This window comes from Azospirillum brasilense (assembly GCF_007827815.1).
Classification (GTDB): domain Bacteria; phylum Pseudomonadota; class Alphaproteobacteria; order Azospirillales; family Azospirillaceae; genus Azospirillum; species Azospirillum brasilense_C.
In genome coordinates, this window is the sequence record NZ_VITH01000012.1 from 152,529 (window position 1) to 179,111 (window position 26,583).

Below are 26,583 nucleotides of genomic sequence, written 5' to 3' on the forward strand. Positions count from 1 at the left end.
GCGCTCAGTGGACAGCGGGTTTAAGGACGACAGCGACGGCGGTTACGGGATCGGGCGGCGGCTGTCGGCCTGGGGTGTGCACGCCTTCACCGGCAGCGGCGTCGTGCTGGGGCTGTTGGCGCTGCTCGCAGCGGTCAACGGCGAGGCCAAGGCGTGCCTCGGCTGGCTGGGGCTGGCGCTGGTCGTCGACGGGGTGGACGGCACGCTGGCCCGCCGCGCCTCGGTGAAGGAGGTGCTGCCGGGCATCGACGGGTCGGCGCTCGACCTCGTGATCGACTATCTGACCTACGTCGTCGTCCCGGCGGTCTTCCTCTACCGCTTCGGCCTGCTGCCCGACGGATTCGGCGTGGCGCTGGCCGCCTTCATCATGATGACGTCGCTCTACTGCTTCTCGAACACCGGGATGAAGAGCGGCGACAACTACTTCGTCGGCTTCCCGGCGATCTGGAACGTGGTCGCCCTTTATCTGTGGCTCCTGGCGCTCGACCCGTGGATCAACACCGCCGTGGTGCTGGTCCTCGGCCTGCTGACCTTCACGACGGTCAAGTTCCTGCATCCCTTCCGGGTGCGCCGATGGATGCGCCTGAACCTGCTGGTCAGCGGCGCGTGGCTGGCCTCCAGCGCGGCGCTGGTGGTCCTCTATCCGGACCGTCCCGACGCCGTCTGGTACGTCTGGCTGGCCAGCAGCGCCTATTACGCGGCGGTCTGCCTGTGGCGGACGCTGCGCGGCCCGGCTGCGGCGTAAAACGCCTCAGGGCTTCTCGGGAGCGGTCTCCCGGTTGATGTCGTCCTTGGTGTCGCGGGCCTTCTGCTGAATGGCCGCGCCGGCGTCCTGCATCATCCGGCCGGCCTCGGCGCCGATGCCCTTGGCGGCTTCGCCCACGCGCTCGGCGGTCTGGTCCACCGCGCGCCCGATCTCCTGGCCGGTCTTCTCCGCCGACTGCTGGTCGTCGCAGGCGGCCAGCAGCGGCAGGGCCAGGAGGGGAAGGGCAAGGACGGCGGTGCGAATCCCGTTACGATGAGCCATGGGATGGTCTCCACAGTTGATCCATGGAGGCGTAACGGCTCACGGGGGTGTTTGGTGCCCGCCTTCCCTCAAAAGCGGGCCCTCCATCAAAAGCGGGCCCTCCATCAAAAGCGGTAGGAGGCGGTGATCGCGACAACCGGCCAGAAGCGGGCGGCACGGATCGAATCCTCGACCTCGCGGCGCTGGTCCTCCAGAACGGCGGCGATGGCCGGCGTGGTCGCCACGCCCGGGGCGCTCAGGCTAACCCGCGGCTTGCCCTGGAACAGCACGCCCAGATCCAGCCCGACGCTGAAGTTGGGGCTGAACACCGTGCCGTTGTAGCCGATGCCGGCATAGGGGGCGACGCGGTCGAAGGTCGCCTTGCCGGTCAGTTCCCCGGCCTGCTGGGGCGTGACCACCACCCCGCCGAAGCTGCGCGGGCCGGACAGCGTGCCGGTCAGGTCGGCCTTGTTGTAGTTGAGGCGGGCGCCGCCGCTGATGCGGAAGCCGATGCCGGCCACCGGATAGACGTCGAGCACCGCGCCGAAGCTGCGCAGCTTGACGTCCAGGTCGTAATCGACGCCGGAAATGCCGCGGTCGGTGCTGAAGGTGAACATGTTGCCGCCCAGGCGCAGGCCGAACAGCGGATTCACCCGGTAGCCGGCTTCCAGCCCCAGACCCAGCGTGCTGGCCTGCGCGCCGACATGGAAGGGGGACTCGACCGGACCATCCATGGTCTGGGCGGTCGCGGCGGAGGCTCCGGCAACAGCGAGGGCGAAGGCGAGAAGGGCGGTGGTGCGCATGCGGCGTTTCCCCTGGGACGTCTCGATCGAACGGGGAACGCGGACCAACCGCAAAAGTTGCGGCCGGCGTGGGGCGCCGGCCGCGTTTCAGCTGGCTGTGGCCAAACCGCCACAGCGATGGGTCCTGAGCGTGTTCAGAACTGATCCTCGCTCAGCGCCATGACCGTGCGGTGGGCGGTCAGGATCGGCAGCAGCAGGCCCGGCCCCTGGGCCAGGATCTGCTCGGCGTAGAAGCGCGCGGTGACCAGCTTGGCCTCCAGGAAGGGGGCGTTGGCTCCGGGCTGGCGCAGCCCTTCCAGCGCCTTGGCGGCGGAGCGGGCGAGCATCCAGCCGCCGGCCACCGTGCCCCACAGCTTCAGATAGTTCACGGCCCCCGCCGCCGCGGCGCGCAGGTCGCCGTCGGCCTGGGTCTTGACCACCCAGGCCACCGCCTGCTCCAGCGCGTCCAGACCGGCGGACAGGTTGGTGCGGATCGCCTCCATGTCGTCGCCGGGGATGCTCTCCAACTCCGCCACCGTGGCGCGCATCTCCGCGATGAAGGTCCGGGCCGAATCGCCGCCGTCGCGCCCGGTCTTGCGGAAGGTCAGGTCGTTGGCGTGGATGCCGTTGGTGCCCTCGTAGATCGGGGTGATTCGGGCGTCGCGGTAATGCTGGGCGGCGCCGGTCTCCTCGATGAAGCCCATGCCGCCGTGGATCTGCACGCCGGTCGAGGCGACGTCGCAGCCGATGTCGGTGCTCCACGCCTTCACGATGGGGGTCAGGATGTCCACGCGGGCGGTGGCGGCGGCGCGCACCGCGGCGTCCTCGTGGTGGCGGGACACGTCGAGCTGGGTGCCGGCGTAGAGCGCCAGCGCACGGGCGGCCTCGGTCTTGGCGCGCATGTCCAGAAGCATCCGGCGCACGTCCGGATGGCGGATGATGGCGACGCCGGACCCCTTCGGGTCGGCCAGATCCTTGCTCTGCACGCGGCCCTTGGCGTAGTCGCGGGCCTGCTGGTAGGCGCGCTCGGCGATCGCCACTCCCTGGATGCCGACGCCGAGGCGGGCGTTGTTCATCATGGTGAACATGTATTCGATGCCGCGGTTCTCCTGGCCGACCAGGAAGCCGGTGGCGCCGCCGTCGTCGCCAAAGGCCATCACGGCGGTGGGGCTGGCCATGATGCCCAGCTTGTGCTCCAGGCTGGCGCAGCGCAGGTCGTTGCGCGCGCCCGGCGTGCCGTCCGCGTTGGGCAGGAACTTCGGCACGATGAACAGGCTGATGCCCTTGATGCCCGGAGGCGCGTCGGGCAGGCGGGCCAGCACGAGATGGACGATGTTGTCCGTCAGGTCGTGCTCGCCGTAGGTGATGAAGATCTTCTGGCCGGTGATGCGGTAGGTCCCGTCCTCGGCCCGCACCGCGCGGGTGCGCACGGCGGCGAGGTCGGAGCCGGCCTGCGGCTCCGTCAGGTTCATGGTGCCGTTCCACTCGCCGGCGATCATCTTCGGCAGGTAGAGCGCCTTCTGCTCGGCGCTGGCGTGCTCGGTCAGCAGATCGACGGCGCCCTGGGTCAGCAGCGGGCACAGGCCGAAGGACAGGTTGGCCGCCTGCCACATCTCGTTCACCGCGAAGGCCACGGTCCAGGGCAGGCCCTGCCCGCCATATTCCGGCTCGAAGGGCAGGCTGTTCCAGCCGCTCTCGGTGAACTGGCTGTAGGCGTCCTTCCAGCCGGTCGGCGTGCGGACCACGCCGTTCTCCAGCACCGAGCCCTCCTTGTCGCCGACCCGGTTCAGCGGGGCGAGAACGCCGGAGGCGAACTTGCCGGCTTCCTCCAGAACGGCGTCGACCAGATCGGGAGCCGCCGAATCGCAGTTCGGAAGCGCGGCGACTGCTTCGAGGCCAACCACCTCGTTGAGGACAAAGCGGAGGTCATCGACCGGAGCGGTGTAGGGAATCATGGATGGAGCGGCCTCCCGTGACCCGATTGTGCGTGCGTTTCTGCGTGCCCGATTGCGCGTGAACACGCCTTGGGCGGTTTACGTGCGCGTCACCATACCGTACCGAATGGTGCATGGCGAGCCTCGCCGTCGGGCATGAATATTGGCATCTGGGTTGCGGTGCGAACAGCGCGGCTGCGACGCAGGAGGGGAGGCTGGACTTGGCATCCCGGTTGCAAGAGTGGGGCAGCACCGCTCACAGGGGTTCCTCCCATGACCATCGCCGCCGCCCTTGCCCGTCAGGCCGAATCCGCCGTCCAGGCCGCGAAGACCAGCCGCGGGCCGGAGACTGTCGAGGCGGCGGTCCGCAACGCCAGCGCCAAGACCGGGGTCGATTTTTCCTACCTCATGGAAAAAGCTGCCGTGGAGAGCGGGTACCGGACGGACGTGAAGTCCTCCTCCTCCTCGGCGACCGGGCTCTACCAGTTCATCGACAGCACATGGCTGGCGACGATGCGCGACCATGGGGCGGACCACGGCTACGCCAAATACGCCAACGCGATCCAGACGCGCGGCGACGGGCGCCCCTATGTCACCGATCCCGACCTGAAGCGCGAGATCCTCGACCTGCGCAAGGACCCCAACGCGTCGGCCCTGATGGCCGCTGAATACACCCGCGACAACAAGGAGTATCTGGAGGACACGGTCAAAGGGAAGGTCGGCTCCACCGAACTCTACATGGCGCATTTCCTCGGGGCGGGCGGGGCCTCGAAGTTCCTGAACGCCATGCAGGACAACCCGAACCGCGCCGCCAAGGAGCTGTTTCCCGACGCCGCCTCGGCCAACAAGGCGGTGTTCTTCGACAAGGACACCGGCCGGGCCAAGTCGCTGAAGGACATCTACGACCGCTTCGCGACGAAGTTCGCAGAGTCGCCCAACGCCGACTTCGCCCCGGCCCAGACCGCCATCGACCGGGTGCGTCGGCAGGACATGCCGGACGGCTTCACCACCCAGGTGCCCAGCATGCCACAGAAGGCGCTGAACGGCACGCCGCTGTCGATCTACCATGTGCTGGCCCTGAACGCGCTGGAGACGCCGGACGAGGTGGACAGCATCTCCGGCCGGCCCGCCCGCGGCCGCCGCCCGGACGGCGAGGACAAGGACAACCGCCGCATGCGCGACCAGCCGGTCCGCACAGATCAGAACGAGCACACGGGGTTGGGACTCGGGCTGGGTCTGTCGAAGGTGGTTGGGCAGGGAACCGGGATGGCGGACACGACGACGAAGGCGGCCTGACCGGCTAACCGCGGGGCTATGCGCCCTTGAGGCGGTCGCGGGCGTCCGCCGCGATGGCCGCGAAGACCCGGCGGTCGCCGGGCAGCAGCGCGTCGGCGGTCAGCCGGCTGTGCGGCTCGAACCGCAACCCCGCCCGGCGCGCCGCCGCGGCGCTTCCCCAGAAGACCGGCGGCCTATGGCGCAGGGCCGGGTCATGGCGCGGTTCGCGCAGCCTTACCTCCCGCAGCACGTTGGTCAGGTCGAAGTCGATCAGGAACCGCCGCCCGCCGGGGCCGGTCAGGCGAATCCAGGCGTGGAACGGGAAGGCTTCCGCCTCCTGCCGCCGTTGCGCCGGATCGGGAGGACGAACGTCCGCGGGCGCCGCGGGGTAACCGAGCCAGCGTGCCCGGCCATGGGCCTCGGACTTGCGGAACGCCACGCGGCCCAGCGCGACCTCGGCCCGCCCCTGGCCCAGGGACTCCAGCAGCATCGCCCCGGCGAAGGCGTAATACTGGCAGCCGCCCAGCCGGTGGGTGTGGACCAGGTCGCGGTGCAGCGGATGGGCGGTCACCGCGTCATGCACCGCCCGCCGGATGCGCTCCCGGTCCGGCGGCAGGGCGCATGTGGCGGACGTGCCGGGCACCGGCGCCGTTTCGGCCTCGCCCAGCATCAGGCGCATCCACGCCGACATCGCGAGAAGCATCGCTTGCCCCCTGTCCATGGTCGATGAGCCGGCGTTGCCGGTTTCCGTTCCGATGTGAACAGCGCGGGTGGGGCAGGGGTTTCCTGGAGGGCAGAGTGGGTGTCAGGCGGCGCGGACTTCGCCACGCAGAGCGCGTAATGTGGCAAGCGCCTCTGCGATCACGTCGGGATGCCGGGATGCGTATTGGATGTCGTAGCCGACCGGTTCACCGTCCTCGCCAAGATCGATGACCAGATCGCGGGCGTCATCGACCCGGCTGTCCACCCCAGGCCCGGGGCGGACCTTGACATACATGCTGTCCGTATCCGGGTCGTAGAGAACGGGGCCGTGGGGGTCGGTCATGGTTCGAAATCCCGGTCCAGAAAGGCATTGTGGACGGTCTCGCCATCCTCCAGCGTCACGACGCTAACATAAGACCGCAGATGTGTGACCCAACCCCAGTACCGCACACGGCCACTCGGCTCCCGTTGCCGCTTTACCGGGTTGGACAAAACGGCGAGCACATCCAGCGGATCGATGCCGCGCCGTTCCAGCTTTGCCATGACCACCAGGGCGAAATAGCGGGTCCGCCAGAAGGGCGGCGGAAGACGTGTTGGTTCCTCCGCCACCGCGGGCGCCCCCTACGGCAGCATCTTGCCGGGGTTCAGCAGGCCCTTGGGGTCGAGCGCGGTCTTCATCGCGCGCAGCAGGTCGAACTCGACCGGGCTCTTGATGACCGGCATCTCGTCCTTCTTGAAGCGGCCCACGCCATGCTCGGCGGAGATCGAGCCATCCAGGTCGAAGATGACCTCGTTCACGACGTGGCAGATCTCGTCCCAGCGGGCGAGATAGGCGGCGGTGTCGGCGCCCTCCGGCTGGCTGAGGTTGAAGTGGATGTTGCCGTCGCCGACATGGCCGAAGGGGGTGGGGCGGATGCCGGGGCAGGCCGTGGCCACGGCGGCCTCGGCGCGCTCGATGAACTCGGCGACGCGCGACACCGGGACCGACACGTCGTTTTTGATCGAGCCGCCCTCGAACTTCTGCGCCTCGACGATGGCCTCGCGGATGAACCAGAGCTGGTTGGCCTGGGTCTCCGACTGGGCGATGGTGGCGTCGGTGGCCAGTTCCGCCTCGAAGGCCTCGCCCAGCGCCGCCTCGACCGTCTCGCGGAAGGCGTCGGACTGGGTGCCGGCGGTCAGTTCGGTCAGCACATACCAGGGCGACGGCTCCGCCAGCGGGTCGATGGTACCGGCGACGTGCTTCAGCGCGAACTCCAGGCAGCGGCGCGACATCAGCTCGAAGGCGGCCACGGCGTCGCCCGACGCCGCGCGCAGGCGGGCCAGCAGCTCGATGGCGGCGGCGGGGCTGGGCACGGCGATGAAGGCCGTCTCCGCCTGGCGCGGGCGCGGGTAGAGCTTCAGCACCGCGGCGGTGACGATGCCCAGCGTGCCTTCCGCCCCGATGAACAGGTGCTTCAGGTCGTAGCCGGTGTTGTTCTTGCGAAGGCTGCGCAGGCCGTTCCAGACGCGCCCGTCGGCCAGCACGACCTCAAGACCCAGCACGAGGTCGCGCATGTTGCCGTAGCGCAGCACGTTGATGCCGCCGGCGTTGGTGGAGATCAGCCCGCCGATCTGGCAGGTGCCCTCGGCCCCCAGGCTCATCGGCAGCAGGCGGTCCTTGTCCTTCGCGGCCTCCTGCGCGGTTTTCAGCACGACGCCGGCCTCCACCGTCATGGTGTAGTTCAGCGTGTCGATGCCGCGGATCTTGTTCATCCGCGACAGGCTGATGACGATCTCGCGCCCTTCCTCGTAGGGGATGGAGCCGCCGACGAGGCTGGTGTTGCCGCCCTGCGGGACGACCGGGATGCCGGCCTCCGCGCAGATCGTCACCACCGCCGCGACCTCCTCGGTGCTGGCCGGGCGGACCACCGCCGGGCTGTTGCCCTTGAAGCGCCCGCGCCATTCCGACAGGTAGGGGGCCATGTCCTCCGGCGCGGTGAGAAGGCCGTTCGGGCCGACGATGGCGCGGATCCGGTCGAGGGCGTCGGCAAGGCCGGCGGAGGCGGGGCTGGCGGAGGTCATGGGCGGACGGTCCGGGGATGGTGGCGACGGTGCTGCGAACTGATAGCGCCGAACGCGACGATTTTCCAGCCGGTCTGGCTGTGCGGGTCACCCGCATGGGGCGGAGGTTCTTCCGCTCAACACGGGTCGATGATTGATTGCGCTCGCGCGTCATGGCAATCATTGCGGGAAGATCATCGGTGGTGATCTGGTTGTGCGGGAAGAGTGATGATCTCAAATCGTCTTATGGACATCGACGAGACGGTGCTCGCGCTTGCCGCATGCGACGCGACGGGAAGCCGGCGGGCGGCATGATGGGATTGCGCACACGGCGGTTCGTCGCGGCGGGGCGGCGCCCCTGGCGTCACGCCATGCTCGTCATGGTCCTTCTGGTGGGGGCCTGCAACGCCACCGCCGGGGCCGGGGTCGGCCGGAACGACTCCGAGGCGGCCCACTGGTACCGGCAGGCCGCCGAGGACGGCGTTCCCGAAGCGATGGTGGACTATGCGGGCATGCTGGCAGCCGGGCGCGGCGTCGCCAAGGACGAGGCTGAGGCGGTTCGCTGGCTGCGCAAGGCCTCGGCGCTCGACTCCGTGCGCGCCATGGTGGAGTTGGGGGTGATGCTCGCCGATGGGCGGGGGGCCGCCAGGGACGACGTGGAAGCCGTCCGGCTGTTCCGGACGGCGGCCGATCAGGGCAACCCCCTGGCCATGAGAAACGTCGGCATCGCCTACGGCTTCGGGCGCGGCGTCATCAAGGACGAGGCCGAGGCCGCCCGCTGGTACCGGCGGGCCGCCGACCTGGGCGATACGGGGTCCCTGTTCAATCTCGGGGTGTTGTACGAACGGGGTCGCGGGGTGGCCGAGGACAAGGCGATGGCGGCGGAGCTTTACCGGAAGGCCGCCGATGCCGGGCATGCCCAGGCGGCCAACAATCTGGGCGTTTTGTACGCGGAGGGGAAGGGTATACCCCAAAGCTGGCCCGAAGCGGCGAAGTGGGTCCGGCGCGGAGCGGAGCGGGGGGCGCTGACCGCGCAGGTGAACCTGGCGACCTACCTGATCGACGGCAGGGGCGTCGAAAAGGACGAGGTCCAGGCCGTGCAATGGCTGCGCATGGCGGCCGACCGCGACGACCCGCGGGCGCAACGCCTGTTGGGGCGCCTGATGATGGACGGGCGGGGAACCGAACGGAATCCGGCGGAGGCCCGCGCGCTGCTGCTCAAGGCGGCGGCACAGGGCGATGCCGCGGCCAAGCGGTATCTCGGGCAACTCTATGACACCAACCTCCGATAGGATGCACGCCGTGCCATGTGCTCATTCGTTTCGGGAGACCGGTGTGCGCCGTCTCCGCGTGCTTCTGGCCGGGGGCGCGCTGTGTCTCGCCGCCTGCGCCGCGACCGGGGAAAGGGCCGGCGGGGGAGCGGCGGGTTCCGGAGGCATCGCAATCGGAAGCACCGGCGCCGCGATTGCCAAAAACGACGCGGAGGCCGCCGATTGGTACCGGCAAGCCGCCGAGGACGGCGTCCCAGGGGCCATGGTCGATTACGCGTACATGCTCCTCTATGGCCGGGGCGTCGAGGAAAACGAAGCTGTCGCTGCAGCCTGGCTGCGCGAAGCGGTCGATCGCGGGTCGGCGCGGGCCATGGCGGTTCTGGGAGTCCTGTATCTGGAAGGGCGCGGCGTTCCGGAAGACAAGGCCGAGGGGGTTCGGCTGATCCGGCTGGCCGCCGAAAAAGGCGACCCGTTGGGGATGAGGAACCTGGGCGCTCTCCATGAGCACGGCCTGACCGTGGGTGGGAAGGCTCTTCAGGCCAGAGATGGCGCGGAGGCCGTGCGCCTGTATCGGCGCGTTGCCGAAATGGGGGATTCGGCAGCGCAAGCCTTTCTGGCGAGCATGCTGCTGCGTGGAGACGGCGGCGTCAAAGACGATGCGGAAGGCTTGGTCTGGTTGCGGAAATCCGCTGACCAGGGATATGGCCCGGCCCAGAGCCACCTTGGCCACCTGCACGAGAAAGGGGAGATCGTCCCACGGAGTTCCGAAGAGGCGGCCCGATGGTACCGGCGCTCGGCGGAGAGCGGGTATGCTCAGGGGCAGGTCCGGTGGGCCCTGGCCCTGGCCGCCGGCAAGGGGGTCGGGAGGAACGACGGGGAAGCCGTCCGCTGGCTCCGTTTGGCCGCCGGGCAGAACAACGCCTGGGGGCAGACGGAACTGGCGTCGATGATCATGGAAGGGCGGGGAGCGGCCTGCGACCTCGCGGAAGCCGACGCGCTGGCCGAGAAGGCGGCGCGGCAGGCTTACGGCGAAGCGAAGCTGCTGCTGGGCCGCCTGCGCGACCGGAAACATCCCCCGGCGTGCCCAGCCTCCTGACGATCGCCGCCGTCAGCCCGTCTCCATCATCCCCGTGGCGCTGCCGCCCGCCGCAGCCGGTCGTTGATGGCAACGCCCAGCCCCTCGTCCGGGATCGGCATCACCGCGATGGCGCGGGCACCCTCCTGGTCGAGCGCGCGGAGATGGGCGAACAGGTTCGCCGCCGCCTCGTTCAGGTCGCCCTGGAGGCTCAGGTTCAGGCGGGCCTTGCCGCCGCGGATGAAGCGGTCGGGGCCGAAGGTCAGGAATGCCTCGTCCTCCTCGGCGCTGGTGGCGTTCAGCCGCACCGGGGCGTTGGGGGCGTAGTGGCTTTCCAGCTGGCCGGGGGATTTCGGGGCGTCCGGGTTGCCGGCGGAAAGCTGGATGGGGCCGATCAGCCGCTCGATCTCCTCGCGCAGCACCGCGCCGGGGCGCAGCAGCACGGGCGTGTCGCCGGTCAGGTCGAGGACGGTGGACTCCACCCCGACCTGGCACTTGCCGCCGGCCACCACCATGCTCACCCGGTCGCCCAGGCTCTCGATGACATGGTGCGGGGCGGTCGGGCTGACCGCGCCGGAGCGGTTGGCGCTGGGTGCCGCGATCGGCTTGCCGGCGGCCTTCAGCAGGGCCTGCGCCACCGGATGGCTGGGCACGCGCACCGCCACGCTGTCCAGCCCGGCCGACACCAGCAGCGACAGCCCGGCCTCGGCCCGGCGGGGCAGGACCAGGGTCAACGGGCCGGGCCAGAATTGGTGGGCCAGTTCCACCGCGCGCTCGTCGAGCACGGCGATGGTCTCGGCCGATTCCAGGTCCGGCACATGGGCGATCAGCGGGTTGAACTGGGGGCGGCCCTTGGCGGCGAAGATCGCGGCCACGGCCCGGTCGTCGGTGGCGTCGCCGCCGAGGCCGTAGACGGTCTCGGTCGGGAAGGCGACCAGTGCGCCGCTGCGCAAAGCCTCGCCGGCGCGGGCGAGGCCGGCGGGCGTGGCGGGGATGATGTCGGGATGCTTGTCGGTCACGGGACGATTTGTAAAGCGTGGGAGGATGAAGTCAATTCGCGCGGTTGCGCCGGCTCTGTCCAAGCCTTATGACGGGTGTGCGCGATAAACAACCAAATGATGGGTGTGGGCATGGCGGGCAAGGTCTTCACCGTGGCTCAGCAGAAGGGCGGGGCCGGAAAGACCACGCTGGTGGCGCACCTCGCCATTGCCTGGATGCAGCTTGGGCGGTCGGTCGCCACGGTGGACATCGACCCGCAGGGCAGCCTGACCCGTTGGCAGGCGGTGCGGGCGGAGGCCACGGGCGGGGAGCCCGGCTTCACCCATGTCCAGATCACCGGCTGGCGCACCCAGACCGAGGTCGAGAAGCTGGCCCGCGACCACGACATCGTGCTGATCGACAGCCCGCCCCACGCCCAGACGGAGGCGCGCATCGCCGTGCGCGCTGCCAGCCTTGTCATCGCGCCGGTGCAGCCCAGTCCGATGGACCTGTGGGCGGTGCAGCCCACCCTGGATCTCGCCGCGCAGGAGAAGCGCCGCCTGCTGCTGGTGCTGAACCGGGTGCCGCCGCGCGCCCGCATCGCCGACGAGCTGATCGCGCGGGTGCGCGAGTTGGTCAACCCGCCGGCGGTGGACATCGCGGAGTCGCAGATCGGGAACCGCACCGCTTACGCCGGCACTCTGCTGTCCGGCCTGTCGGTGACCGAGGCCGCCCGCAAGACTCAGGCGGCGGCGGAGATGCAGGCGCTGGCGGAAGAGATCCTGACCCGCGCCGGCTGAGTCCGGGACGCTGGCACCGAAACCGGCATGGGGGGTTGCATGGACGGCACGATACAGAGCGTTGATCTGGTCGAGCATTTGGCGGCCAACCCGCATCTCGGCCACCTCCTGCGGGGCGGCGACGGCAACCCGGTCGCGGCCGTCTTCGACCGCTGTGTTCTGAACAACCACCTGATGTTCCCGGTGACGCCGGATCTGCGCTGCTTCCGGCCGCATTTCGGCATGTTCCAGGAGATTGCCTATGGGATGGTGGGGCAGCCCCCCTCGCCGGTCTTCCTGAAGGCGCTCACCGAGCCCGAGCCGCCCGGCAAGTATCTGGCGATGGGCGGCAACGACAATTATTTCCACTGGTGCCTGGACTACCTGCCGCGTTTGGTCTTCGGCGCGATCGCCCCGGACGGCGCGGAGCGGCGGGTCATCATGGACGGCCCGCCCAACGCGTGGCAGGCGGCCTCGCTGCGCCTCTTCATGGCCGGGCTGAAGCTCGACACGCTGGATCTGCATGTCAGCCGCAGCGATTGGAGCGGTTATTCCGATTGCCTCGTGCCGCTGCCGTTGCGGTCGCAGGCGGTGGCGATCTGGAATGTGGTGCTGAACCACGCCCGCGACGTCCTGCCGGCGCCGAGCGGGGCGAAGCGGCTGTTCGTCCTGCGCAGGAACACCACCAAGCGCTTTGCCGTGAACCAGGACGAGGTGGCCGACGCGCTGGAGCCGCTGGGCTTTCTGGCCGTCGATCCGGGAAGCCTCACGTTCGAGGAACAGATCGCCCTGTTCAGTGGTGCGGAGCTGATCGTCGGCTGCCACGGCGCGGCCTTGACCAACATCCTGTTCGCTCCGGCGGGCGCCACCCTGATCGAGCTTCGCGGCCGCGTTCTCCAGCCCTTCTTTGGAAATCTCGCCGCCCAGCGGGGGATGCGCTATCTCGATCTGGCCTGCATCGAACGGCCTGAAAGCCATCATGACATCATCGAGCGGGACTACGTCGTTCCGCTCGACGCGTTGCGCGAATGCCTTGCCGGGGTCGGCGTCGGCTGAAGCGGCGAGGGATGGTGTCCCCCACCGCATCGCGAAACGACTACAGCGCCTGAAGTGCCTTCAGCACCGCGGCGACATGGCCGGTGACCTTCACCTTGCGCCAGACGTTGCGGACGATGCCGTCCTTGTCGATCAGGAAGGTCGCGCGCTCCAGCCCCATGTACTTGCGGCCGTACATGCTCTTCTCGACCCAGACGCCGTAGGCCTCGGCGACGCCGGTCTCCTTGTCGGAGGCCAGCGTGAAGGGCAGATCGTACTTCGCCTTGAACTTGTCGTGGCTGGCCACGCTGTCCTTGGACACGCCGATGATGACGGCGTCCAGCCCGCTGAAGTCCGGAAGCTGGTCGCGGAAGCCGCAAGCCTCCGACGTGCAGCCGGAGGTGTCGTCCTTCGGGTAGAAGTACAGGATCACCGGCTTGCCCCGCAGGGCGGACAGCGTGACGCTGCCGCCGCCGTCGGTCGGCATGGTGAAGTCCGGGGCCGGGGTGCCGGCCTCGATGACGGGCGTCTGGGTATCGCTCATGGGAGTTTGGCTTCTTCGTTGGTCTCTGGGGGAGGCAGCCTTGACGCCGGCTCCTCGACCAGCGCCACGAAATGGCGGTGGGCGCGGGCGGCGATGTCCCGGATTCTGCTGTCGAGCGCGGCGAAGTCAACCGCCGGCTCCTCGTCCGGGAAGGCGGCGCGGGACAGACCCTCGCGCAGGGTGGGCGACACCTGCCGGGGATCGAGCACGCCGTCGGTGGTCAGGCGCAGGAAGCCCTGCACGCGGCGCCACAGCTTCAGCGTTGCCGCCAGCTCCATCGCCACCTCCGGCGCCAGCAGCCCGGCCGCGGCGGCGTTGAGCAGGGCGCGGCTGGTGGCGATGGACAGGATGTCCGGATGCGCATGGCCGTGGCGGAGCTGGAGATACTGGGCCGTGAACTCGATGTCGATCAGGCCGCCGCGGGCGTATTTGACGTTCCACGGGTTGGTGGTGCCGAACTCCTTGTCGATGCGGCGGCGCATGTCGGCGACGTCCCGCAGCACCTTGACCGGGTCGCGCGGGCCGGTCAGCACGCCGCGGATCGCCGACTCGACCTTGCCGCCCAGCGCCGGATCGCCGCCGATGACGCGGGCGCGGGTCAGGGCCATGTGCTCCCACGTCCAGGCGTCCTTGGCCTGATAGGCGGTGAAGGCGTCCAGCGCGGTGGCGAGCGGCCCGGCGTTGCCCGACGGGCGCAGCCGCATGTCCACCTCGTACAGCCGCCCGTCGGCCATCGGGGCGGTGATGGCGTTGGTCAGGCGCTGCGTCAGCTTGATGTAATACTCGTTGGGAGCCAGCGGCTTGGCTCCGTCCGACTGGCGGGTGCCCGGCGGCACCTCGTAGACGACGATCAGGTCGATGTCGGAGGTGATGGTGAGCTGACGGCTGCCCAGCTTGCCCATCGCCACCACCACCCAGGCGCCGCCGGGGATGCGGCCGTGGCGGGCGGCGAACTCCTCCTCCACGCGGGCGGCCAGCTCCGGCACCACCACGTCGGCCAGATCGGCGAGGAAGGGGCCGCAGCGGTCGCCGTCGGTGATGCCGCGCAGGATGTGCGTCCCGGCGCGGAAGCGCTGGTCGTTGGTCCAGCGCCGCGACAGGGTCAGCACGTCCTCGAAGTTGTGCGCCCCGGCGATGAAGCGCTGGTATTCCGGCGTCAGCCCCGCCGCGTCGGGCAGCGGGTCGAAGAAGTCGGGCGACAGCACGGCGTCGAGCAGCGACGGGTTGCGCGACAGCGTCTCGGCCAGCTGCGGCGCCGTGCCCATGATCTCCGCGACCAGGGCGAGCAGCCAGGGGTTGGCGATGAACAGCGAGAACAGCCCGACCCCCGCCGGCAGCCGCTCCAGGAAGCTGTCGAACTTGACCAGCGCGTCGTCCGGGGCGGGGGTCTTGGCCAGCTCGTTCAGCATGGCCGGCACCAGCTCGGTCAGCAGCTCCCGCGCGCGGCCCGAGCGGGTGGAGCGGTAGCGCCCGCGGTGCCAGGTGGAGACCACGGCGATGACCCGGCTGGGGTCGCGGTAGCCCATGCCGGCCAGCGTCTTCACCGTGCCGGGGTCGTCGTCGGTTCCGGTGAAGACGAGGTTGCCGGGGCCGGACAGCGACGGCGCCTCCTCGAACAGCTCGGCGTAGCGGTCCTCCACCCGGCCGAGCTGGGCCAGCAGGTCGGCGCGGAAATCCTCCACCCGCTCGTAGCCGAGGAAGGTCGCGAGATGCGCCACCCCCTCGTCGTCCGCCGGGATCTGGTGGGTCTGGCGGTCGTCGGTCATCTGGATGCGGTGCTCGACCCGGCGCAGGAAGCGGTAAGCCTCTTCCAACTCCTCCACCGCCGCCTCCGGCACGCGGCCGACCGCGCACAGCGCCTTGTTGGCCAGCAGGGTGGGGGCGATGCGCACGCGGATGTCGCGCCCGCCGAAGATCAGCTGCTGGGTCTGGGCGAAAAACTCGATCTCGCGGATTCCGCCACGGCCGACCTTGATGTCGTGGCCGTTCACCGTCACTTCACGATGGCCCTTGTGGGCGTTGATCTGACGCTTGATGGAATGGATGTCCTGGATGGCCGCGAAGTCGAGGTGGCGCCGCCACACGAACGGTTCGAGGAAACGCAGGAAATGCGCCCCCGCTTCCGGATCGCCGGCGATCGGGCGGGCCTTGATCATGGCCGCGCGTTCCCAGTTCTGCCCGACGCTGCCGTAGTAAATTTCGGCCGCCGAGACGGACACCGCCAGCGGCGTGGCCCCGGGATCGGGGCGCAGCCGCAGATCTGTACGGAAGACGTAGCCGTCCTTGGTCCGTTCATCCATAATGCGGACAAGATCGCGCGCGATACGAATGAACGTGCGGGCGAGGTTGTCCGGCTGGGGCGTTTGAACGACGGCGTCGTCGTACAGGACGATCAGGTCGATATCGCTGGAATAGTTGAGCTCGCGCGCACCAAGTTTGCCCATGCCAAGCACGATCAGGCCCGACCCGACCCATGGCCGCTGCGGTTCCGGCAGCGTCAGCGTGCCCGCCTCCGCGGCGCGGCGCAGCAGGTGGTTTGCCGCCATCCGAACCGACGTCTCGGCGATGTCGGACAGCGCGCCGGTGACGGCCTCCAGCTCCCACGCGCCGGTGATGTCCGCCATGGCGATCAGCAGCGCCGCCCGCCGCTTGGCGATGCGCAGGGCGGTCATCAGCCGGTCGATGTTGCGCTCCTCCGCGCAGTCCGCCTCCAGCCGGCGCAGCAGCGTCGCGAAGGTGGCGTCGTACCCCTGCGTCACCGTCTCGCGGACGAAGGGCAGCTCGCGCGTCAGGATCTGGCCAAGATACGGGCTGTTGCCGCACACCGCATCGATCAGCGCCCGGCCCTCGGCCGAATCGGCGTACGCCTTGGCCCAGGCGCGCAAGGCGTCGCCGGTGCTGTCGCCGTCGTTGTCGGCGGCATTCGCCGCCTCGGCGCGCCAGCGCTCCAGGCCGCGTTCGGCGAGGGCGGTGTCGAAGGGTTTCGGCAGCGTGGTGGTCATGGTCGCGGCTATCCCTGCACAAGAACTGAGCAGGAAGGTGCGCGGTCGCGCGGGTCCGGTCAACCGTGACAACGCGCGGGCATCGTCGCCGGGACACCGACCGTGATCCGGCGCACCGCGAAGATTCTCGCCTGGACCACCGCGGGCGCGGTCGTCGTCGTCGGCGCGGCCGGCGGGCTGTTCGCGTGGCGGCTGGCCCAGGGGCCGATCGCGCTGGACCCGCTGACCCCCTATGTGGAGCGGGCGCTGAGCGACCCGCAGGGCCGCTACCGCGTCGATGTCGGCCAGCTCGTCCTGTCCTGGGTGGACGAGGAGGAGAGCGACGGGCTGACCCGCCTCGACCTGCGGGCCATCGACGTGCACGCGGTCAACGCCGAGGGGGACGAGCTTGCGGCGGTGCCGGAGCTGGGCGTCGGCTTCTCCGTGCGCGCGCTGTTCCAGGGCAAGCTGTCGCCGACCCGGCTCGACCTCGTGCGGCCGCGCCTCCAGGTGGTGCGCCGGGCCGACGGCAGCCTGGACTTCGACGTGCGCTCGCTCCCGTCCCCCGGCGCGCCGGAGAGGGAGGAGCCGGACGGCGGTCCCGACTTCGCGGGGGAGATCGTCGCCACCCTGATGCAGCCGCCGGACATCGCCCGCCCGCTGGGCCTGCTGCGGCGGCTGACCATCGTCGGCGCCGATCTGACGGTGACGAACCGGATGCTGGGCCTGTCCTGGCACGCCAACCGCGCCGACATCGTGCTGACCCGCGACGGAACGGAAATCGTCGGCGGGGCGCAGCTTCTGCTCGACCTCGACGGGCGGACGGCGGCGGTGGAAGCGTCGGGTGTCCATCGCATGGCCGACGCCGAGACCGCGCTGTCCACCCGATTCGACGGGCTGCAACCGGCGGCGCTGGCCAAGATCGGCCCGCTGCTGGCGCCGCTGTCGGCGGTGACCGTTCCTCTTGGCGGGCGCATCGACGCCACCCTGGATTCGCGGTTCGAGCCGGTGCGCTTCAGCTTCGACCTGCAGGGCGGCGCGGGGGAGGTCAGCCTGCCCGCGCTGCGGCCCGACCCCTACCATGTCGAGCGTGTGCGGCTGCGCGGCGGGCTGGACGTGCCGGGCCGGCGGGCGGAGCTGGAGCGGCTGGACCTCGCGTTCGACGGGATGGCGATGGCCGGGCGGGGCGACCTGCGGGAGCAGGGCGGGCAGCGCAGCGGCAGCCTGCGGCTCGACCTGACGGCGGGTGGCGAGCGGGCTTCGCTCGCCCTCGACGGCACGCAGGTTCCCGACAAGGGCGCGTCGGTCGCCGCAACGCTCGGCGGGCTGGTGCCCGCCACGCTGGCCGGCCTCGCCCCGGCGCTGGCGCCGCTCGCCGCGGCGCAGCTTCCCCTGTCCGGCACGGCCAGCCTGGAGCTGGACCCCGACGGGCAGCCGCGCAGCGGTCGGGCGGAGCTGACGGCCGGTGCCGGGCGCGTCGTTCGGCCGGACCTGTTCCCGGAACCGCTGCCCGTCGCCTCCGCGGCCCTGACGGTGACCGGGGACCGCGCTTCCGGCCAGCTTGAGGTGGAGCGGCTGGCGGTCGATCTCGGCGGCCCGACCATCGAGGGGACCGCGCGGGCCACCATCGACCCGCCCGGCACGCCGAACGCCCGCCTGTCGGTGGAGGCCGCCGTGACGGCCCGCCGGGTGCCGGCCGACGAGCTGCCCCGGTTGTGGCCGCTGGGGGTGGGGAAGAACCCGCGGGAGTGGGTGACCGAGAACCTGTCGCACGGCGTCGTGCCGGAGGCGACGGCGACCGTCCGGGCCAGCGGGCCGCTGTCCGACCTCGCGGCGATCGACGTGACGCATTTCCAGGCCGGCATCAAGGCCGAGGACATGACGGTGGATTATTTCCGCCCGCTGCCCAAGGTCTCCGGCGTGGGGGCGGAGGTGACCACCGACGGCAAGACCTTCACCATCCACACCAAGGGCGGGCGGATCGACGACGTTCAGCTCGGCGAGGGCACGATCGTCATCGGCGGCCTGGACACCGGCAAGGAGACCATGGACATCCGCGTCCCGGTCCGCGGGCCGGTGCGCACCATCCTGACCGTTCTGGACAGCCCGCCGCTGGGCTATCCCAGCCGCCTCGACCTCGACCCCAAGCGCACGCAAGGGCAGGCCGACGCGCAGCTCCATTTCCAGTTCCCGCTGCTGGTCGATCTGAAGGTGGAGCAGTTGAACCTGGACGTCGCGGCCAAGCTGCGCGGCGTCGGGGTGGAGAAGGTGGCCGCCGGGCTGACCGCGACCGAGGGTGACCTGACGCTGGCGCTCGACATGAACGCCATGTCGGTGAAGGGCAACACCAAGCTGGACGGCATCCCCGTCACCATCGACTGGAAGGAGCAGTTCACCTCCACCGCCAAGGGGCCGCGCACCCGCATCGCCGTGAAGGGCGACGTGGACGCCCAGGACCTGCGCAGCCACGGCATCGACCTCGGCGAGCACGTCGCGGGGCCGCTGGGGGCGGACGTGCTGTTCACCGTGGACCAGCGCCGCCGCTTCGGCCTGACCGCCGGGCTGAACCTGGAGAAGACCCACCTGCGCATCGACGAGCTGGGCTGGGAAAAGCGGCCCGGCGTCCCCGGCATCGGCAAGCTGGCGCTGGAGTTCCAGAAGGACCGGGTGACCCGCATCACCGGCCTGTCGGTCGATGCAGGGGGCTTGCGCGCCCAGGCGGTCGTCGATCTCGCGCCGCAGACCATGGCGGTCACCAAGGTGGCGGTCAGCCAGATGTCGGTGGGCCAGACCGACCTGAAGGCCGACGTGACGGTGCATGACGGTGGCAAGAGCGGCTATTCCGGGACCATCACCGGCCAGAGCCTGGATGCCCGCGTCCTGGCCGGCAAGGCCGACCCGCCCGGCGGCAAGAAGCAGGGACCGCCCGACGAGAAGCCGCTGCCGCTCGACTTCGACCTGAAGCTGAACCGCGTCGTCTTCGGGGATGGCCGCCATCTGTCCGACGTGGCCGGGCGGATCAAGCGCGACAGCCTGTCCTGGACGGCGCTCGACGTGACGGCGAAGGCGGGGCGCGACGGGACGGTGTCCCTGCGCTATCTGCCGGGCGCCCAGGGCTTCTACGACGTCGCTATCTCGGCCAGCGACGCCGGCGCGACCTTCCGCGCGCTCGACATCAACGACCGGGTGCAGGGCGGCGCCTTGGCGATCACCGGCCGCACGGTTGAGCCGCGGGCCGACGCCGCCATCGAAGGGCGGTTGGAGCTGACCGACTACGCGCTGGTCGACCCGCCGGTGCTGGCGCGCATCCTGAACTCCATTTCCCCGTCCGGCTTCGCCGAGCTGATGGGCGGCGGCAAGGGCATCCGCTTCGGGCGGGCGGTCAGCGACTATCGCAAGGAGGGGCGCCTGCTGACCGTGAAGGACCTGCGCACCTCCGGCTCCGCGCTCGGCCTGACCCTCTCGGGGGAGGTGGACATCGAGACCGACACCGCCAACCTTCGCGGCACCATCGTTCCCATCTACGGGCTGAACCGGCTGATCGGCCAGATTCCGCTGCTCGGCGACGCGCTGAGCGGCGGCGAGGGGCAGGGCATCTTCAGCGCCACCTGGCACGTCCGCGGCCCGCTGGGCGACCCGGACGTGACGGTGAACCCGCTCGCCATGCTGGCGCCGGGTTTCCTGCGCAACCTGTTCTTCCTGGGCGAGGGCGGCGACGGCAAGGAAGCGCCCTCGCCGGGGACGTTCGTGAAGTAGGGGGCGGATTGTTCATCCCTCGCCCCTCTGGGGAGAGGGTGACCGCGAAGCGGGCGGGTGAGGGGGTTGCGCTTGTGCCGGACGTTCCGCCACGCGCAACCCCCTCACCCTAACCCTCTCCCCGGAGGGGAGAGGGGACATCAGGGAGATTCAGCGGTGCCTCACACCGCCTTGACCAGCGCGTGACGCTTCTTGCCGGCGCTCAGCTTGATGACGCCGTCGGCGTTCAGGTCGGCGGCGGTGGCCTTGGCGGCCTCGTCGGGGATGGCGGCGTCGTTCATCTTCGCGCCGGCGCCCTTGATGAGGCGGCGCGCCTCGCCCTTCGACGCGGCCAGCCCGGCGGACACCAGCAGGTCCACCAGCGCGACCCCGGCCTCGAGCGCGGCGCGGGGCACGTCGATGCTCGGCAACCCCTCGGCCGCGGCGCCCTGCTCGAAAGTGCGGCGGGCGGTCTCGGCGGCCTCCAGGGCGGCCGCCTCGCCGTGGGCGAGCTTGGTCACCTCGTGGGCGAGGATCTTCTTGGCCTCGTTGATGCCGGCGCCCTCCAGGGACTCCAGCCGGGCCACTTCGTCCAGTGGCAGCTCGGTGTAGAGGCGCAGGAAGCGGCCGACGTCGGCGTCCTCGGTGTTGCGCCAGTACTGCCAGAAATCATAGGCGCTGAGCTTGTCGGCGGTCAGCCACACCGCGCCCGCCGCCGTCTTGCCCATCTTGGCGCCCGACGAGGTGGTCAGCAGCGGGGTGGTCAGGCCGAACAGCTCCGCCCCGTCGGTGCGCCGGCCCAACTCCACACCGTTGATGATGTTGCCCCACTGGTCCGACCCGCCCATCTGGAGCAGGCACTTCTCGCGCCGGAACAGCTCCACGAAGTCGTAGGCCTGGAGAATCATGTAGTTGAATTCCAGGAAGGTCAGCGGCTGCTCGCGATCCAGCCGCAGCTTGACCGATTCGAAGGTCATCATGCGGTTGATCGTGAAGTGCCGCCCGATGTCGCGCAGCAGCGGGATGTATTTCAGCTCGTCCAGCCAGTCGGCGTTGTTGACCATCACCGCGTCCGTGGCGCCGTCGCCAAAGGACAGGTAGCGCCCGAAGATGCGCTTGATGCCCGCCATGTTGGCGTTGATGATCTCGTCGGTGAGGAGCTGGCGCGCCTCGTCCTTGCCGGAGGGGTCGCCGATCTTGGTCGTGCCGCCGCCCATCAGGACGATCGGCTTGTGGCCGGTCTTCTGCAGCCAGCGCAGCATCATGATCGGCAGCAGGCTGCCGACATGCAGGCTGTCCGCCGTGCAGTCGAAGCCGATGTAGGCGATGATCGGCCCCTTCGCCGCGCGCTCGTCGAGCCCGGCGAGGTCGGTGCACTGGTGGATGAAGCCGCGTTCCTGCAGCGTGCGGAGGAAATCCGATGTCAGCGTCGTCATGGCCGCGATCCGGCTGTCGTGGTAGGGTCCAGGGTCGCGTCTGTTAGCATGGAACGCGCGGCCCCACAATTCTCGGGGCTGATTCGCTGTGGGATTGGGCCCCGATGGAATGAGGCAGGACATGCAGACGGTCGTCGGGCTGATGAGCGGCACCTCCATGGACGGGATCGACGCGGCGCTGGTCCGCACCGACGGCGAGCGCCGGGTGGAGCCGCTGGCCTTCGTCACCATCCCCTACGCGGACGGCTTCCGCGCCGACCTGCGCTCCTGCCTCGGTGGCAAGGGGCCGGTGGACGCTGTGGAGCGCGCCCTGACCGACGCCCACGCCGACGCGGTGCGCCGCCTGCTGGTGGAGGCCGGGACGGAGGCCGCCGCGGTGGACCTGATCGGCTTCCACGGCCACACGATCTTCCACGACCCGGCGCAGCGCCGGACCTGGCAGATCGGCGACGGCGCGCGGCTGGCGCAGGCGACCGGCATCGCCGTGGTCGACGACTTCCGCACGGCGGACGTGGCGGCGGGCGGGCAGGGCGCCCCGCTGGTGCCGCTGTTCCACCGCGCGCTGGCCGACGCCCTGCCGCGCCCGCTGGCCGTGCTGAACATCGGCGGCGTCGCCAACATCACCTGGATCGGCGATGGGACGGACGACGTGATCGCCTGCGACACCGGGCCGGGCAACGCGCTGGTGGACGACTGGGTGCTGTCCGGCCAGGGCGCCCGCTACGATTCCGGCGGGGCGCTGGCGGCGGGGGGGCTGGTGGACGAGGGCGCCTTGGCGGCTCTGCTCGCCCATCCCTATTTCGACCTGCCGGCGCCGAAGTCGCTGGACCGCGACGCCTTCGATCCGGCGCCCGTGCGCGGGTTGTCGGTGAAGGACGGGGCGGCGACCCTGACCGCCTTCACCGCCGCATCGGTCGCCCGCATCGTCCCGCATCTGCCGGAGGCGCCGCTGCGCTGGCTGGTCTGCGGCGGCGGGCGGCACAACGCGACGCTGATGGGCATGCTGGCCGACCGGCTGGGCGTGCCGGTCGATCCGGTGGAGGCGGTCGGCTGGAACGGCGACGCGCTGGAGGCCGAGGCCTTCGCCTATCTTGCGGTGCGCAGCCGCAAGGGTCTGCCGCTCAGTCTGCCGTCCACCACCGGCGCGCCCCGGCCGATGATCGGCGGGCGCTTCCACCCGCTGTGACGCCTCAGGGGAGCGCGGCCTTCATGGCACCCAGTCGAATGGCGTCCAGGCGACGGCGGCTTTGCGCCAGCGCCACGCTGTCCAGCCGCCCGTCGCGTCCGGCGTCGATCAGGCAGTCCAGGGCTGGGAACGTCTGCTCCCAGTCGTAGGACACCAGAAGGATGTCCACCCCGGCGTTCAGCGCCGCGACGGCTCCCCGGCACAGCCCGCCGTTGAAGACCGCGCCCATGGTCATGTCGTCGGTGACAATGATTCCCTGATACCCCCAGTCTGCCCGCAGCAGACCCCCGACCACACGCCGGGACAGCGAGGCGGGCGCCAGCGGGTCCACTGTGGCAAGAGTGGCGTGCCCGACCATCAGCCAGGCGTCGAGCCGTCCGAGAATTTCCCTGAAGGGGCGCCAATCCCTCCGCTCCAGCGCGTCGGTGGGGGTATGCAGGGTGGCGCTGATGATGTGCGTGTCCTCGACCACCCCACCCAGGCCGGGGAAATGCTTCAATGTCGGGGTGACGCCAGACTGCCGCAGCGCCTCGCCATAGGCCAGAGCGACCTCCGTAACGGTGGTCGGGTTATCGGAAATCGCGCGGCGGGCGATCTGGCTGCCGAAATCAAGCGAATGGGTCGGGTTGTCTGTTCGCAGGTCAACCACGGGGGCGAAGTTGACGGTGACGCCCAAAGCGGCCAACTCCTCGCCATGGATGGCGCCATAGGCCAGCGCCGCGGCCCGGCGCTGGTCAGCGGGGTGATCCGCCAGCGTTCCGATGGGCGGCAATGCGGTCAGCGGCGGCGAAAGGCGGGAGACGATCCCGCCCTCTTGGTCGGCGGCGATGGCCAGCGGAGGCAGTCCCGCCTCACGGCGCAGCGTCTGCAAGCGTGCGATGTCGGCGCGCAACCCCTCCGCCGAACGGGTGGCGATGTTGGAGCGGGTGACGAAAATCCCGCCGATCAGACCGTTGGCCGCCAGCGGCTCGACATCGGCCAAGGTGCCGTAGCCGATCATCAGATGACGACCGATATCGCGGGCCATGGCTTCGCGGTTGGCCAGTACCCGCTGTTTCTGCAGCAGGAAACGGCCTTCCATCGTCAACGCAACCACAGGACCCGCCGCGCAGAGTGCAATCAGGAGCCAGCCCAGCGGACGGCGGTTTTTCCGCAGCCACCAGGAGGCCAGCGCCACGCCGAGCGCTCCCGCGCACAGCACGGTCGCCAGAGCCCAGCAGCGGATGGAGAACAGGTAAGGAGTCCGGATCGCCAGGGCAGCGCAGAGCGCCAGCGCGCCGCTGAGCCATAACGCCGTCGGCACCGCCATCCTTATGGTGGACCGCGCCACGGTGTCTATGCGGCTCATGGCGTCGTGTCAGGGACGCGGGCGGCTGTTGTCGGTGCAATTGTCGGCGTGCTTGCACCAGTTGCCGAAGGTGCTGGCGAGCTGGGCGTCGCTGCAACCGGACAGCAGCAGTGCCGCGAGGCCGGCGAGGACGGTGAGCCGAAGGGTCTTCACAACGGTCGCTCCGCTCGTCGTTTCAACGCTCATTCCGCCACGGCGGCGACGGGGTTGCCCATCGCGCGGTCCAGATAGTCGTCCACCTGCACCGCCAGATCGTCGCTGCGGTTGGCGAAGAAATGGTTGGCGCCCGGCACCACGCGGTGGTCGATCCGGATGTCCTTCTGGTGCGACAGCTTGGTCACCAGCTTGTTCACCGCCGCTCCCGGAACCAGCTCGTCCTTGTCGCCGTGGATGATCAGGCCGGAGGACGGGCAGGGCGCCAGGAAGGAGAAGTCGAAGAGGTTGGCCGGCGGCGAGACGGACACGAAGCCGTCGATCTCCGGACGGCGCATCAGAAGCTGCATGCCGATCCACGCCCCGAAGGACACGCCGGCGATCCAGCAGACCGGGGCGTTGGGGTTGTGGGTCTGCAGCCAGTCCAGCGCAGCCGCCGCGTCGGCCAGCTCGCCCTCGCCCTTGTCGTAGGTGCCCTGGCTGCGGCCGACCCCGCGGAAATTGAAGCGCAGGGCCGAGTAGCCGCGCTTCGTGAAGGACTGGAACAGGGTGAAGACCACCTTGTTGTTCATGGTCCCGTTGTGATGCGGGTGCGGATGCAGCAGCAAGGCCATCGGCGCGTTGGGGATCGTGCCGTGTGTGTAGCGCCCTTCCAAACGTCCGGCCGGACCGTTGATCATCACTTCAGGCATGGGAACGGCGATCCTGACGCGAATATAAGGTGATCCGGACCACCGGCGGAGCGGCGGGCGGACGCCACGGCAAGCGGACGTGGTTGCCCATGGACAAGCATGGATTTTTCGCACACAATTCTTGACCGTTTTGCTTGGTCATCATATATGCGTCGATGCGTCCTTCCAGGGCAACCCGCGCGACCGGCGAGGCACGGGTCGAGGGCTCTTGCGAAAGATCACCTCTTCCGGCAAGAGGGCGGACTATACCACGGCGGGTGTTCCGGTGTTCAAGCATCTTCGCGAAGAGATCGACGGTATCATGGCCCGCGACCCGGCCGCGCGGTCACGGGCCGAGGTCGCGCTGTGCTATCCGGGCTTCCACGCTATCGTCCTGCACCGCGTCGCGCGCTATTGCTGGGATCGCCGCTGGCACCTGATGGCGCGCGCCGTCTCGCAGATCGCCCGCGCCCTGACCGGCATCGAGATCCATCCCGGAGCCACCATCGGGCGCCGCTTCTTCATCGACCACGGCATGGGCGTCGTCATCGGCGAGACCGCCGAGATCGGCGACGACGTGATGCTCTATCATGGGGTGACGCTGGGCGGCACCTCGCTGAACCAGGGCAAGCGCCATCCCACGCTGGAAAGCGGCGTGATCGTCGGCGCCGGGGCCAAGGTGCTGGGGGCCATCACCATCGGGCGCGGCGCCCGCGTCGGCGCCAACGCCGTCGTGGTGGCGGATGTGGCGCCGGGCATCGCGGTGGTCGGCATCCCGGCCAAGGCGGTGGTGACGCGCGACCGTGTTGAGACGCAGAAGTTCATGCCCTACGGCACGCCCTGCGGCGACATCCCCGATCCGGTGGCGCGCGCGCTGAACGGCCTGCTCGATCAGGTGTCGACCCTGCGCCGGCGCGTCGAGGAACTGGAATCGGAGCGCGGCGACGCGCATAGTTCATCCGTATACGAAACATCGGGCGGTCCCAACGGGATCGTCCGGCCCGACAATGGGGTGCGCGAGCCGGTGTCCGCCGACGGCGGTCCGGCGGCGTCCTGTTGAACCAAACACAAACACGAGGCTTGGCGCCGATCCGCTGAACGGTCGGGCTGGGGTGAAGGAAGGGTAAGGAGGGTAAAATGAGACTCAGCACCAAGGGACGCTATGCCGTCATGGCCATGGTCGATCTTGCTGCCACCAGCCAGGGGAGCCCCGTCGCCCTTGCCGACATCGCCGACCGGCAGGAGATTTCGCTCTCCTATCTGGAGCAGCTGTTCGCCAAGCTGCGCAAGGGCGGTCTGGTCAAGAGCGTGCGCGGCCCCGGCGGCGGCTACCTGCTGGCCCATCCGGCGGACGCGACCCGGGTGTCCGACATCATCCTGGCGGTGGACGAGCCGATCCGCACGACCCGCTGCGCCAACGGCACGCCGCAGGGTTGCCGCACCAACCGCTCGCGCTGCCTGACCCACGACCTGTGGGAGGAACTGGGCAACCAGATCCACATGTATCTCAGCTCGGTCACCGTGGCGGACGTGGTGGAGCGGCGGATCATCGGCACCAGCAGCCTGACCATCCGCGGCCCGCAGCCGGCGGACGAGGGCGCGGCGGTCGCGGCGGAGTAAGGGGCGGAGTAAGGGAGAATCCTCCGGCGCCT

The 26,583-nt window shown here is 69.9% G+C and carries 24 protein-coding genes; 10 read left to right on the forward strand and 14 right to left on the reverse strand.

Annotated features, from left to right (window positions below; genetic code table 11):
• Positions 1–7: 7 nt before the first annotated feature.
• Positions 8–745, forward strand: coding sequence for a phosphatidylcholine synthase (gene pcsA / locus FBZ83_RS23265; RefSeq protein ID WP_145689101.1), 738 nt, complete (start codon positions 8–10; stop codon positions 743–745).
• Between the two features lie 6 nt (positions 746–751).
• Here the strand turns inward: pcsA and FBZ83_RS23270 are convergent, their stop codons facing one another.
• The 3 genes from FBZ83_RS23270 to FBZ83_RS23280 all read right to left on the reverse strand — a co-directional run bounded on the left by FBZ83_RS23270 (position 752) and on the right by FBZ83_RS23280 (position 3,743).
• Positions 752–1,027 (reverse strand): hypothetical protein, encoded by a 276-nt coding sequence (locus FBZ83_RS23270; RefSeq protein WP_145689102.1) that lies wholly within the window; start codon positions 1,025–1,027, stop codon positions 752–754.
• A 104-nt stretch (positions 1,028–1,131) separates the two neighbouring features.
• Positions 1,132–1,809, reverse strand: a complete 678-nt coding sequence (locus FBZ83_RS23275) for a hypothetical protein (protein ID WP_145689103.1) — start codon at positions 1,807–1,809, stop codon at positions 1,132–1,134.
• 134 nt (positions 1,810–1,943) lie between these two features.
• A complete protein-coding gene (locus tag FBZ83_RS23280; protein ID WP_145689104.1) occupies positions 1,944–3,743 on the reverse strand; it encodes an acyl-CoA dehydrogenase in 1,800 nt (599 codons plus the stop codon).
• A 252-nt stretch (positions 3,744–3,995) separates the two neighbouring features.
• Between FBZ83_RS23280 and FBZ83_RS23285 the strand changes: the two genes are divergently transcribed.
• Complete coding sequence (locus FBZ83_RS23285; RefSeq protein WP_145689105.1) at positions 3,996–5,018, forward strand: lytic transglycosylase domain-containing protein; 1,023 nt, start codon at positions 3,996–3,998, stop codon at positions 5,016–5,018.
• A 16-nt stretch (positions 5,019–5,034) separates the two neighbouring features.
• Here the strand turns inward: FBZ83_RS23285 and FBZ83_RS23290 are convergent, their stop codons facing one another.
• The 4 genes from FBZ83_RS23290 to FBZ83_RS23305 all read right to left on the reverse strand — a co-directional run bounded on the left by FBZ83_RS23290 (position 5,035) and on the right by FBZ83_RS23305 (position 7,760).
• Complete coding sequence (locus FBZ83_RS23290; RefSeq protein WP_145689106.1) at positions 5,035–5,700, reverse strand: hypothetical protein; 666 nt, start codon at positions 5,698–5,700, stop codon at positions 5,035–5,037.
• A gap of 102 nt (positions 5,701–5,802) precedes the next feature.
• Entirely contained in the window at positions 5,803–6,042 is a 240-nt protein-coding gene (locus tag FBZ83_RS23295; RefSeq protein WP_145689107.1) for a DUF2283 domain-containing protein, read from the reverse strand.
• On the reverse strand, positions 6,039–6,308 hold the full coding sequence (locus FBZ83_RS23300) for a hypothetical protein (protein WP_145689108.1): 270 nt from the start codon (positions 6,306–6,308) through the stop codon (positions 6,039–6,041). The genes FBZ83_RS23295 and FBZ83_RS23300 overlap by 4 nt, the downstream gene beginning before the upstream one ends.
• A gap of 12 nt (positions 6,309–6,320) precedes the next feature.
• Complete coding sequence (locus tag FBZ83_RS23305) at positions 6,321–7,760, reverse strand: FAD-binding oxidoreductase (RefSeq protein WP_145689109.1); 1,440 nt, start codon at positions 7,758–7,760, stop codon at positions 6,321–6,323.
• Between the two features lie 290 nt (positions 7,761–8,050).
• Here FBZ83_RS23305 and FBZ83_RS23310 point away from each other — a divergent pair, with 290 nt between their 5' ends.
• Positions 8,051–9,031: a tetratricopeptide repeat protein gene (locus tag FBZ83_RS23310; protein ID WP_211101688.1), complete on the forward strand. Its 981-nt coding sequence runs from the start codon at positions 8,051–8,053 to the stop codon at positions 9,029–9,031.
• Positions 9,032–9,074: 43 nt separating this feature from the next.
• Positions 9,075–10,106 carry a tetratricopeptide repeat protein gene (locus FBZ83_RS23315; protein ID WP_186466170.1) on the forward strand — a complete coding sequence of 344 codons (1,032 nt, stop codon included), beginning with the start codon at positions 9,075–9,077 and terminating at the stop codon, positions 10,104–10,106.
• 26 nt (positions 10,107–10,132) lie between these two features.
• Here the strand turns inward: FBZ83_RS23315 and FBZ83_RS23320 are convergent, their stop codons facing one another.
• Positions 10,133–11,104: an L-threonylcarbamoyladenylate synthase gene (locus tag FBZ83_RS23320; RefSeq protein WP_145689112.1), complete on the reverse strand. Its 972-nt coding sequence runs from the start codon at positions 11,102–11,104 to the stop codon at positions 10,133–10,135.
• 111 nt (positions 11,105–11,215) lie between these two features.
• On the opposite strand from FBZ83_RS23320, the gene parA reads away from it, so the two are divergent.
• Both parA and FBZ83_RS23330 read left to right on the forward strand, forming a co-directional pair.
• On the forward strand, positions 11,216–11,863 hold the full coding sequence (parA, locus tag FBZ83_RS23325; protein WP_145689113.1) for a ParA family partition ATPase: 648 nt from the start codon (positions 11,216–11,218) through the stop codon (positions 11,861–11,863).
• A 39-nt stretch (positions 11,864–11,902) separates the two neighbouring features.
• A complete protein-coding gene (locus FBZ83_RS23330) occupies positions 11,903–12,898 on the forward strand; it encodes a glycosyltransferase family 61 protein (RefSeq protein WP_186466171.1) in 996 nt (331 codons plus the stop codon).
• A 40-nt stretch (positions 12,899–12,938) separates the two neighbouring features.
• Here FBZ83_RS23330 and bcp read toward each other — a convergent pair whose 3' ends face one another.
• Positions 12,939–13,421: a thioredoxin-dependent thiol peroxidase gene (gene bcp, locus FBZ83_RS23335; RefSeq protein ID WP_145689115.1), complete on the reverse strand. Its 483-nt coding sequence runs from the start codon at positions 13,419–13,421 to the stop codon at positions 12,939–12,941.
• Complete coding sequence (locus FBZ83_RS23340) at positions 13,418–16,423, reverse strand: bifunctional [glutamine synthetase] adenylyltransferase/[glutamine synthetase]-adenylyl-L-tyrosine phosphorylase (protein WP_145689116.1); 3,006 nt, start codon at positions 16,421–16,423, stop codon at positions 13,418–13,420. The genes bcp and FBZ83_RS23340 overlap by 4 nt, the downstream gene beginning before the upstream one ends.
• Positions 16,424–16,525: 102 nt before the next feature.
• On the opposite strand from FBZ83_RS23340, the gene FBZ83_RS23345 reads away from it, so the two are divergent.
• Complete coding sequence (locus FBZ83_RS23345; RefSeq protein ID WP_145689117.1) at positions 16,526–20,158, forward strand: DUF3971 domain-containing protein; 3,633 nt, start codon at positions 16,526–16,528, stop codon at positions 20,156–20,158.
• A gap of 161 nt (positions 20,159–20,319) precedes the next feature.
• On the opposite strand, the gene tyrS is transcribed toward FBZ83_RS23345, so the two are convergent.
• Complete coding sequence (tyrS, locus tag FBZ83_RS23350) at positions 20,320–21,573, reverse strand: tyrosine--tRNA ligase (RefSeq protein ID WP_145689118.1); 1,254 nt, start codon at positions 21,571–21,573, stop codon at positions 20,320–20,322.
• Between the two features lie 121 nt (positions 21,574–21,694).
• On the opposite strand from tyrS, the gene FBZ83_RS23355 reads away from it, so the two are divergent.
• Positions 21,695–22,759: an anhydro-N-acetylmuramic acid kinase gene (locus FBZ83_RS23355; protein WP_145689119.1), complete on the forward strand. Its 1,065-nt coding sequence runs from the start codon at positions 21,695–21,697 to the stop codon at positions 22,757–22,759.
• A gap of 4 nt (positions 22,760–22,763) precedes the next feature.
• On the opposite strand, the gene FBZ83_RS23360 is transcribed toward FBZ83_RS23355, so the two are convergent.
• The 3 genes from FBZ83_RS23360 to FBZ83_RS23365 are packed head-to-tail and all read right to left on the reverse strand — an operon-like array spanning position 22,764 to position 24,952.
• Positions 22,764–24,107 (reverse strand): glycoside hydrolase family 3 N-terminal domain-containing protein, encoded by a 1,344-nt coding sequence (locus FBZ83_RS23360; protein WP_145689120.1) that lies wholly within the window; start codon positions 24,105–24,107, stop codon positions 22,764–22,766.
• 9 nt (positions 24,108–24,116) lie between these two features.
• Complete coding sequence (locus tag FBZ83_RS31525) at positions 24,117–24,260, reverse strand: hypothetical protein (RefSeq protein ID WP_186466172.1); 144 nt, start codon at positions 24,258–24,260, stop codon at positions 24,117–24,119.
• 29 nt (positions 24,261–24,289) lie between these two features.
• The gene (locus tag FBZ83_RS23365) at positions 24,290–24,952 is read right to left on the reverse strand and encodes an alpha/beta hydrolase (protein WP_014239834.1); all 663 of its coding nucleotides are present in this window, start codon (positions 24,950–24,952) and stop codon (positions 24,290–24,292) included.
• Between the two features lie 265 nt (positions 24,953–25,217).
• Between FBZ83_RS23365 and epsC the strand changes: the two genes are divergently transcribed.
• Positions 25,218–25,991 carry a serine O-acetyltransferase EpsC gene (gene epsC, locus FBZ83_RS23370; protein ID WP_247883374.1) on the forward strand — a complete coding sequence of 258 codons (774 nt, stop codon included), beginning with the start codon at positions 25,218–25,220 and terminating at the stop codon, positions 25,989–25,991.
• 77 nt (positions 25,992–26,068) lie between these two features.
• On the forward strand, positions 26,069–26,551 hold the full coding sequence (locus FBZ83_RS23375) for an Rrf2 family transcriptional regulator (protein ID WP_014239836.1): 483 nt from the start codon (positions 26,069–26,071) through the stop codon (positions 26,549–26,551).
• Positions 26,552–26,583: the final 32 nt, after the last annotated feature.